The organism is Bacteroides salyersiae (assembly GCF_031172035.1).
Taxonomy (GTDB): Bacteria; Bacteroidota; Bacteroidia; order Bacteroidales; family Bacteroidaceae; genus Bacteroides; species Bacteroides salyersiae.
Genome location: NZ_CP133452.1, coordinates 1,860,403 through 1,872,034, shown reverse-complemented (window position 1 = coordinate 1,872,034; position 11,632 = coordinate 1,860,403). Strand labels below are relative to the sequence as shown.

The 11,632-nt window shown below is 39.0% G+C and carries 5 protein-coding genes; all 5 read right to left on the bottom strand.

Features of this window, described 5'->3' with window-relative positions:
• Positions 1–3: 3 nt before the first annotated feature.
• The 5 genes from RB604_RS06830 to RB604_RS06810 are packed head-to-tail and all read right to left on the bottom strand — an operon-like array spanning position 4 to position 11,557.
• The gene (locus RB604_RS06830; protein ID WP_055293432.1) at positions 4–1,557 is read right to left on the bottom strand and encodes a fasciclin domain-containing protein; all 1,554 of its coding nucleotides are present in this window, start codon (positions 1,555–1,557) and stop codon (positions 4–6) included.
• A 19-nt stretch (positions 1,558–1,576) separates the two neighbouring features.
• On the bottom strand, positions 1,577–3,061 hold the full coding sequence (locus tag RB604_RS06825; protein ID WP_007478936.1) for a RagB/SusD family nutrient uptake outer membrane protein: 1,485 nt from the start codon (positions 3,059–3,061) through the stop codon (positions 1,577–1,579).
• A gap of 14 nt (positions 3,062–3,075) precedes the next feature.
• Entirely contained in the window at positions 3,076–6,348 is a 3,273-nt protein-coding gene (locus RB604_RS06820) for a SusC/RagA family TonB-linked outer membrane protein (protein ID WP_007478937.1), read from the bottom strand.
• 16 nt (positions 6,349–6,364) lie between these two features.
• Complete coding sequence (locus RB604_RS06815) at positions 6,365–8,623, bottom strand: fasciclin domain-containing protein (protein ID WP_007478938.1); 2,259 nt, start codon at positions 8,621–8,623, stop codon at positions 6,365–6,367.
• A gap of 15 nt (positions 8,624–8,638) precedes the next feature.
• Positions 8,639–11,557: a LamG-like jellyroll fold domain-containing protein gene (locus RB604_RS06810; protein WP_007478939.1), complete on the bottom strand. Its 2,919-nt coding sequence runs from the start codon at positions 11,555–11,557 to the stop codon at positions 8,639–8,641.
• Between the last annotated feature and the right edge of the window lie 75 nt (positions 11,558–11,632).

Sequence of the window (11,632 nt, the reverse complement as noted above, 5' to 3'; positions counted from 1 at the left end):
CTTTTATTCTTTAACAGGTTCGAAGATTAAACAATCCAAATAAGACGTTTCGGTACTTCCCGAAAGGAAACGTACTGTATGCGTCACAGATTCTGCGAATTCCACTTCACCGACCTTTACAGTAGAATAGGAACTTTTAGAGGTAGACTCACCGGTAGTAGTTACCTGTCCGCCCACATATTCACCATCAATGATAACAGCCCATTTTCCACCTTTCTCTTTGGCAGCGACATTATAATGCGCTAAAGAAACAGTGTATTTACCTGCAATAATCATCGGAGTACGCATTTGTATCCATCCATATTTGGAGAAACGGAAACGCAGGCAATCATGATTCACACATTTATAAGCTACCTCATTCTTATTGGCCAGATAATAGTCAAAATAAGAAGAAGAGTACGTATAACATGAAGGATAGTCAAATCCCAAATAAGTGTAAAGGTAAGTCGCTGATAAATTGGCCAACTGGAACTTCTCACAGATGGCTCCTAACTCTTCATAGTCCGTCAAATCCCATTTCACGGTAGTAGCTTTCGGAACAACTTCTTCCAACAGCCCGTCTACTACATGAATTACACCATTCTTACAATTGATATTCTTCTCTGTAACAGTAATCCCTTTCTGCGTCCCTTTATCATAGTTCAAATAAAAAGCATCATTCACCAAATTACAGCTCATCAATGAATTCGAAGCAGCCATTGTGATATTTTTAGAGGTATTGTTATCAATATCCGCATTCAAGTCAGCATATGAATAAGCCGTAGTAGCAATGTGATAAGCGACATAACGGGACACAAGGTTTTGTTCCTCATCGTAATTTGTATCGGTCTCTCCTAAATATGCAGCTAACGAAGCAACATTTAATTCAATTCCAGCTTCTGTAAATACGGCATTAGGGACAGCAAACAGCGTATAACGTCTTTTCACGTCATTCACATACAGAGTTGACAGCATATCCTTATATCCGGTCACTTCCAACAAATTCTTCATGAACGAAAACTCTTCTCCCAAATTATCCACAATCATACCTGTAACAGGGGTCAGCACCGACTCTAACGTATGGATTACCGCGTTGGTCGTCATCGTATTTAATCTCTTAATCCGGGCTTCGTTGTTAATATACATCGCTTCAAGTCCACCGTCGCGCATATCCAAGCTTAGATAATCACCACTGGCTGTAGAATCAGGAAACATCCCGTCAGAGAAGTCTGAAGAGGTATACTGATGAGATGCGATAGTATGATAGCGCACCAAATTTGCAGCCTCTTCCTTGTTCAATCCCTGAACCGATGAAATTCCTTTCTTTTGTAGAAAAGCGCTCATTGCGTCATTGTCGGGAACAAAACAAGTATAATCCATTTTCAAATTGACTGTATTAAACAGTCCTGTATAGTTCAATAGATCGACCCACAAAGAATAAGTCGAACTGTTAGCTTCCATATAACTGGCTGCCGGCATCTTATCTGTTTCTCGGAAGGCCTGGTTCTCGAATGGATCGGAACATCCCCCCCATATCAACGAGAATACTGCAGCAAATAAAATCATTATGCGTTTCATATCGCTATTTTATATTATATTAGTTACTAATACTCTGATAATAATCACTCTGCTCCAATAAAGGATTTTTGCTCAACTCATCCTCCGAATAAGGTAAATACCAAGAGCCCGAGTTTGCTAAAGTAGCACGTCCTAACGACTGTCGAGAAGCACCCACTGCCTTTAAAGCTTGTTCGACAAAAAGCGTCTTATATTGGGTATCATTCAATTGTTCACTTCTTAATCCGATACGCAATAAGTCAAACCAGTTTTTACCTTCACCAAAAAACTCTTTCTGACGTTCTACTAATAAAGTCTCCAGCATTACCATACGATCATCACTTAGGGTTGTCTCTCCCAAACCTGCACGTTCGCGAGTACGATCTATCAAATCGGCAGCATCTTCGTTGTGTCCTTGCATGATAAGTGCTTCCGCTTTCATCAACAACACATCCGCCAAACGATAGATGATATAATTCTGATCATTTTCGGAAGCTGCCCGTGCAGTCGTTTTATCCACACCCAGATATTTCCAGATATATCCGTCCGCATTATAAGTGTAATTTAATCCACGAATATCATTGGACTCCATATCGAACAGTCCGTTCACATACTCTGTTATTTTATAATAGCCGTCACTTGAACTTTTAAACCAAGTTTGAAAACTATTGGTCTGGCTTTTCGGATTGCTGTATTGTATCTCAAAAATACCTTCATTACTATTGCCCGGGAAAAAGTTCATAAATCCGTTATTAATCAAACCGACTCTACCGGAACTAATGACAGAATTACAATGTGAAATACAATTATCATAATCACCCATCCACAAATACATATCGGCCAGCAATGCATGAATACCCCACTGCGTAGCACGTCCTTTGGTATTAATCGGATCATCATTATCCACTTCCGGAAAAAATTCTTTTGCATTAGGCAAGTACGTTTCCAAATCACTGATACATGATTTCAGAATGGTAGTGCCATCGGTCTTACCCATCACATACGGTGCACTGTCATCTACATAAGGTTCGACAACAAACGGAGTATCCTTAAAGGTGCGTACCAAATAAAAGTATGCCAATGAACGTTGGAAGAAAGCTTCCGCCATAAATGAGCGACACATATTCCTATCAAAAGAAGGGTCTTTCTCTACAACGTCCGATGCATATTTAATAACGGCATTCGCCATTGCAATTGCAGCATACGGTTTACTATAATCACATAATTTGTTATCAGGCAAAATATCGAAGTCACGGAGTTTACGACCTGCTTTTTGCAAATCTGAACCGGATGTTGACAGATAATCCAAACCATTGCCACGGGCTTCGCCCCACAATAAAAACGTTTCGACACAACTTCTAAGATTCACATACCCGGCAGCAAGTACCGCCTCCACGTCTTCTTTTGTTTCCCAATACTCAAAGCTACTTTGATTGTTTTCCGGAAGCACCGTCAGATAATCCTCACACGATGAAACGGAACATGTAACTAAAAGTCCTAAAATATAATATTTAATCTTTTTCATCACTTCTTCCCTATTTAGAAATTCAAATTTAAGCCGAACGCAATCTTAAATGGTTTTGGTGTATTATTTGAGTCAATAGCCACCTGCGCTACTGTACCGTCATTGGCAGCCTTTAAGTTAACCTCCGGGTCCTGTCCTTTATATTTTGTCCAAACAAACATATCATAACCGGTTGCATAGAGTTCCAACTTATTCACTCCTATCGCTTTCATCCATTTGGCCGGCATTTGGTATTTCAAAGTCACAGTCTTCAAACGTAAAAAAGAAGCGTCTTCAACAAAACGGTCTGAACCTAAATAGTTATAGCCTTTGTCATACAAAGCTCTTGGAATATCTGTATCATCCCCCTCACTTCTCCAACGTCTCAATACAGCTACACTCTGATTATTCTTTCCACGCATATTTTCCATATCCATACGGGCCTGGTTGATAACCTTCTGCCCGGCACGCCCATGGAAAGCAGCTACTAAACTGACTTTTTTATAACGAAGAGTAAAATTAAGACCGCCGGTCAACGTCGGATTACTATTACCCAAATACACAATATCGTTTTCATCGATCACACCGTCACCATTCACATCTTCATATCGTGCATCACCCGGATAAACTTTCTGGTCACCATTCTTCATCACCACCGGATTACCATCAATATCCAAAATACGCTGTCCACTGGTATTTACAGCATAGGTTTCTTCTACATTCTGGTATACACCTTTATATCTATATCCATAGAAAGAACCCAGCGGGTCACCCATCATTACACTGTATGCATAGTTTTTATTTCCGAATGTATATAGTTCATCATTTTTATTTTCGGGTAGTTCCAGAATTTCATTCTTATTTTGTGATATATTAAATCCAAAATTAAAACTCCAATCTTTCGTTTTAACAGCTGCAATGTCAATATTAAACTCCCAACCTTTATTCTGAATCTTACCGGAGTTATACCAAGCAACAGTGGAAAGTCCTGTTGAGCTGGGCACTTTCATTTTTTTCTGCAACAAATCATCCGTGACTTTCTTATATAATTCAAATGTAAAGTTCACTTTATCAGAAAATAAGCCAAAGTCCACACCGATATTGTTAGAAGTAATCGTCTCGTACTTCAGATGAGTTAAATCCGGACTTGCCGGTTTTACAGCATTCATATCGCCATAACCGGGAGTCACCGCTTCGAATGTTCCGATATACGGAGATGTTCCGGAAGGTGCATTACCAGACTGTCCCCAACTATAACGTATTTTGATTAAAGAAATAAATCCTAAACGCTTGATAAACTCTTCTTCACCCAAATGCCAAGCTACGCCGAATGTCGGAAATCCTTTCCAACGGCTACTTGCATCCATAGCAGAACTGGCCTCCATACGATAACCACCGTTAAACATATACTTCCCTTGCAGAATATATTGTGCATTCAGCGTACCTCCCATATCGCGATTTACCGTACGTCCGGAACCACCTTTCAAGATAGTACTACCTGCAATGGGCGATGTTATCCCCGAAGAAGCTGTATTGGCAGCCTTACTACTATAAGTACTGGTCGTTTTATCTCCTGTCTGGAAAATAGCACTCACCAAGAATTTATGATCATCGCTTACTGTCTTATTATACACTAAACGGTTTTCAGTAGTTAAGTATAAAACATCTTTACCGATATCATAATTCAGTGCAGAAGAACTGTGCTCAAACGCAACTCCCGTTACACTTTGAGGTAAGAAACGATTAATTTTCGAAAACTGTCCATTGAAACCTACCGTCCCAAAATAATCCAGATCTTTAAATAATTTTGCATGCAAAACGAAAGTCATACGACTGTTTGTTGCAATTGTACGATTAGTGGCCTCATTAACCATCGCTACCGGATTATATACTTTATCATTAGCAAAAGTCATACCGAATGATTCATAAGGAGTGAAATATTCACCGGTACGCTGTCCGTCTGCACCAATCACATAAGGACTCATATTGGGCATTTTCGTCAAAGCATGTCCACGTACAGATGCTTTTTTCAATTGATCGGTGTCATCTGTATAAGCTGCATCTGTCACTCCGCGTGAGAAGCTATATTGCAAAGAAATATCCAACTTGTCAGAAAAACGGTAATCCGTATTGAATGACGTACTAAAACGCTCGAAAGCAGTACCGATTGTCGTACCTTCCTGATTTAAATATCCCAATGAAAGACGATAATTTGCTTTATCACCACCACCGGATACAGAAAAAGTATTATCTGTAGTATAGCCGTTTTGAGTTATTTCATCCAACCAGTTAACATCTTGATTGTATTCATTAAAATATTGCCATGCAGGATCAAAACCGATTTCTTTTGTATTGTATAAAAGTTTCAGATACTCTTGTGACTTAGAAGACTGAGCTCCTAAATCGGATACTGTATTATAAATAGCATCCTGAATCATCGAAATGTACTGATTTGCATTCAGCATCTTCACTCCGGTACGCTCCTTGCTAAATTCATATTTTGTATTGAAGTTAAACTGCAAACGTCCTTTACTACCTCTCTTCGTTTTAATCAGTAAAACACCATTAGCACCTTTAGACCCCCATACCGCAGTTGCAGCAGCATCTTTCAACACCTCAATAGACTCTATATCTGCCGGAGATATATTCAGTAACGAACCGTAATCTTCGGAGTTGGCCGAAGCAAAACTAAAATCATCGTCTACATCTACAGGCAAAGGTACACCATCTACCACAAACAAAGGTTGACTGGAAGCATTCAATGAAGAAGTACCGCGAATACGGATTGAACTACCGGAACCCGGATCAGCACCAGTCAAAATATCCACATTCGCCATTGCTCCTTGTAAAGCTTCGGTTACAGAAGTTACCGGAGCCGTATCCAAACTACCCAAACTTAGTTTTTGCGTAGCCGATATCATTTCACGGGCAGACTGTCCCATTGAATTTCGTTCTATCTTCTTTGCTGTAATTTCTACAGCATCCAAAGACATACCTTCTTCATCCAAAGTTACATTAAGCTCTTTCTGCCCGGTATATTTAATCGTTTGTGTTTTATATCCTATAAAAGAGAATACAATAGACAACCCTTTCTGATCAGGGATAGACAATCTGTATTTACCATTGATATCAACGATGCAACCACCCAAAGAACGGTTCGAAGCATTCGTGACATATACATTGGCCCCCATCAACGGTTCATTAAAAACTTTATCCATTACTGTACCCGTCAACACTTGTTGCGCCCATATCGATTGTACGCAAGCCAACAGTAGCAATGTCAAGATTATATTTCGATTCCTTTTCATTTTTCTCTATTCTATATTAATTCAATAAATCCAATACACCATCTATCACGTAAGCTGCACCGTCAGCATAGATATAAGGGAAATAGGAAGTTACATTCACTTCATTGCCTTTCGCATCCCTCAACTTCATACTGCCATCTGCTTCATTGATTAGTGTAACTGTAATGCTTTCTTTCTTCCCATTTACAGTTTTGGTTCCAAATGTCGTAAGTACTTTTTCTGTCCGCTTACCTGTAACAGGGAAAGGATAATCTACTAATCCACTGGAAGAAACATCAATAAAAAGACTGGTCACATACATATTTCTTTGATCCATAGAGCCAGTTACAGGAAATCGTTTGGGACCGGTAGTCATATCTGCCATTACTGCTTCATTGGTTGGGATAAAAATGATAAAGCGGTTACCTTGTATAAAACTAAACGCATTATCTCCTTTTCCAACGTTTGATGCATTCAAATACACATTGATCCCTTTATAATCATTCATGTTTTTGTCTTGCATGACACGATCTTTAAAGTTCGCCTGTTCCGGCAATAAGGCAACCGTCGTATTATCTCCTTCCAAAGCATAGGATGCCCCGAATTCTCCGTAATCTTTTATCAGCTTCGCAGTGGGTACAGATACTTCATTACCTAATGCTTTTGAATTCCATGTAGCCGAAGAATAGATTTCATCATTAACTCTATACAGATATTCGAAATCATTATAAGAGCTATAAATTATCTCTGTACCACCATTACGAGTAGAAAGCACATTATCCATTACATGTGCACCTGCTATTTCCTGTGCCTGAGTAGTATTCAGATTACCCAATGTCCCGTCTTCAGCATTAGCAACTTGTATTTGTTCATCATTAATTATATAAGGATTTCCTTTCAAGTATTGGATGAAGTCACCATTATACTCGGTTCTTTTCAACATGTCGTCACTCGGAAAAAATATATTAAATTGAGTCTCGTTTATCGATTGGATCTTACTTATAAGACCACCCCTATGAGCTATTAAAGCAAAAATATTATAATCCTTATTACAAAGAGCCGGAGCCATCGGAGATTCAAAAGGCTCAGGAGTGATCACATTGCCCTTCATTCCCCCCAAAATACCATTTGTACAAACTTTCACATAGTCAGGTTCTGTTATTGTAGTGCCGTCATAACGATCCTCCATATTAATAATCGCAGACAGAGCAGTCGATGTCATCATTTTACCCCTATACTCTCCGGCATGCGCACTCATAAAATAATATAAAGGAACATAATTAACCTCCTCCAATGAAGAAAAAGAATTTGCCCAATATTTTCGATAGAATTCATCAATTGCTGCATTATCAGGGGCCAACACTGTAAAAGAAATAGAAGACAAATAATTTAGCTGAGCATAATCAGGAATAGAATATTCTGACAAATTCGTCCATTCACATGCTATGGAAGGTAAAGAATAATGAGAATGTACAAATAAAGAATCACCATTACCATAATCAGCTGTAGCATCTTCATCGTATTCATATTTCACAAAGCGATCATACATAGCAGCGAACTTGGTGTATTCCGAACCTTCGTGGCTCATTTCCGTATACAAAGTTTCAAGAGGTTCAAGTACCTGATCGACTACATATAAATAACCGTTATCCGTTACTATTTCATCACCGACAATGCCGGCATTAGAAATATTAAAATTATTCGTTCCACCGCCATAAGTCGATCCCGGGAACATTTTCTCATACTCATCTTTAGGCGAGCTACTCCAACCGGACAATGAATAATTTGAAATGACAGGAATAAAGCGATCCTTATGCATAATCTTACGAATAACACCGCCGTTCGCATAATCCTTCACTGTAGAGATAGCATCGCGACTTTTAGTTCTAAACTTAAAATAAGTCCCCGGATTTTCCAATTCGGCATCTATCCCATTCGGATTATAAAACATAAAGTTTTGTTTCGTATATGAATAGTAAATCAAATGATACCCTATCAACTTATCCAGTTCTGTTTGAGAAATATCCTCTACTGAACCATAATTATGTTTAGTCAAATAAGCACTAAAAGCATCATCGGTAGGCGCCATTACGGTAACAATACCTTTCCCTTTTACCAGGCTTGCATAACTACTCCGATCCACCGCTTTCATGAAAATAGAGAAATTACCTCTATCTTCCATCACTTCATAAGCATTTCCTTTCAACCAATCCGGAATCTCATAATACTTATCGATTTCTCTCTGGCAAGAGACCAGAGAGAAAAAGAAAAGACCCATTAGAAAATATTTCTTCATCTTATCGCTATTTATTTATTTCACAATTTTACCAACCCATGTCTTACCATCCAGTTGCAACATGTAGATATAGTATCCAGCCGGGAGTTTACCCACATCCTTCACGTGAGCCATTCCGCCCTGAACCATTACCTCTACTTGGTGAACAACCTGCCCGGAAGCATTCATTACCGTTATTTGAGCAGGCATATCTTCTACATTAATCACAGGAATATAAAACTCGTCAGCAAACGGCATTGGATAAGCCAATCCCGCTGCAGGAGTATCCATTCTATTAGAGTGTATGCCCGTACCCGTGTTATAGTGATCTGCAATTTCCTCTGCAGTCAATACTTCATTATAGATAGAAAGCTCATCCATCAATCCTTGGAAACCATTTTCGTAAGCTGTATTACAGTTTCCAATCGCCATTCTTTCTACCGTACCGATATTACCGGTTTTATCTGCGCCGGATGCAACTAAGGAACCATTTGCATACATTCTCAACTCCTTGGCATCAACATTGCGTACACAAACCAGATGTACCCATTCGTCATTGAAGAATTTAGCTGTAGCCCCAGTTACATTTACATCCGTCTTAGTTACATTATCATCGATAGCCCAAGTCAAACGGTCATTTTTTGAATTCTTTTGATACTGTATACCGAACCATCTGCCTGTTGCACCTTCATAACTATTATCCGCATGACTACCTTTGTGTAACAAATACCAATCGACAGAACCACCTGCCGACTTAAACCAGCATTCAATACTAAAAGACTCGTTTCCTAACTCCAATGCATCATAATGCTCTTGCACAAACGATGCATTCACAGTATTAAAGTTCACAGCATTATTCCGAACACCTGTCACCCATTCCGGAGTAAAGTTCTTGGCAACTGCTGCTGTTCCGAATTCGTTATTCAAAGAGGCACCTTCCGTTTCATCAAACGAATAATAAGCTACCTTTCCACGTTCAGGTTTTGTACCCGTAGTAAAACTCCATACATCTCCTTCATTCGCTCCTAATGCATTTTTGGCATCAATGCGCCAATAATAGGTAGTCGCAGGCTCTACATTTACAGTCGCTACCATCTGGGTAGTAGCGTCTACCACCTTCTCCATTGTAGTAGCCGATTTTCCAAGATAAACAGAATAAGATACCGTACCAGCCCATACTCCCGTTTTATTTTCCCACGAAAGACGTACCGTACTGTAATCTGAAATGGTAGAAGCATTTTCCGGAACAGGATTGATAGAAGCGACCGGCGGAATAGGAACTCCACGTGTAGTTACTTCCAATACGGAAGAGTATAATGACTCTAATTCTCCATTAACTGTTTTGAGACGAATGTAATAAGTCGTATTAGGAGTTAGTGATTCTAATTTATAAGTAGTTACATCTGTATTCAGCACAACCGGAGTAAAGGTTTTATTATCTGCAGAATATTCCAAGATAAGAGCAGTTGATTCCGATGCGTTATTCTGCCATTTAATAGAAACATTATCAGTTCCTAAACTGGATAATTGTACATTTGTAGGATATTTTACATAATCCATTACCGGACCATCAATACTATTTATGTAATTTTCAATATTCAAATATCCATTAGCGGCCATTTTTACCGCATCAGTAGGATCATTTTTATCCAACCCGTTAGCTTCTTCCCAAGCATCAGGTATTCCATCATTATCAGTATCCAGAGGACGGTTTCCTGCAAAAATATTCCCTACACCATTTGTCAATCCAACTTCCGATTCCGAATTTAACAAAGCTCCTTTAGTTCCTAAAGAAAGTAGTTCATCGACCATATAGCCATCTACTTCGTCGCGTGTCGGCAAAGAAGCTCCTGCATTTTCCACAATCCAATTATAAGCTTCTACGGCAGTAGTTTCTCCCATAATAACCGGATGCTTCTCCGCATCAGTCGACACCACTATTTTCTGATCTCCTTCCAGCTTTCGTCTGGAATAATTAGAAAAATCAAAATCTTCAGGAGATTTTACGAAAGTAACATTCAAACTCGTAGGATCACTCCCATCTCTGAGAAAATCCTCCTCCGTTGCCTCATAACCATTTAAGACTCCGTCAACATTATAATCAATCATATTGCCTTTCTGATAAACTTGAAAAGCAGGTTTAGCCCTTACAAAAGCTTTTGTTCCGGCTACCGGACCTTTTATAAAATAATTATTAGTAATTACTCCCCAAGAAGAAGCATCTGTATCACCCAGGATATAACATCCTCCATCACCCCAGTTATACACTACATTATTAACAAACTGGTTTAATCCCTTTACTTTCGGATTGCGAGTTTTATTGTCAATATATAGATTTCTATACAAACTGATTCCACCATTAGACTGTATCAATCCACCGCAAGCATGTGGCATAATTCCTTGGCCGATTATAGAGTTTTGAATCGTTATATTATAAGGTTCATACCCTTTGTCGTCCCAGTTTATAGAGAAATTCTCATCCAATCCCCATGCTGCCGAAATATGATCAAATATCATATTACTACCATTAGCAATACCTGCTGCATCTTTTCCGGAATCACCTTTCAATCCCATACGCATACGTAAATGACGAACAATGATATTATCAGACGCAGAAAAAGAGACCCCGTTTCCATATATCGTAATACCATCACCCGGTGCTGTTTGTCCGGCAATCGTTAGATTTTTAGAAAACACAAGGCGGGATTTAATATTAATAATTCCCGAAACATCAAATATAATAACACGGTTGGGCTTACTGATTGCATCACGTAAGGAACCTTCTCCGGAATCATTCAGATTAGTCACATGGTAAATTTCCGGAGATTCACTGGCTCTTGCACCTTTTGCAAAACGTCCATAACCTTCAGCGCCAGGAAAAGCCAACTGTTGTGCATACAATCCTCCTCCCATACAAAGCGGAAAGAGCAATGCGGTAACAAATCTCTTATACATAAATTTAATCATAATTTTGTGATACGCAGGAAAGAGAAGAAGATGTAGTTTCTCATCAGTACGTAATATAAGAAT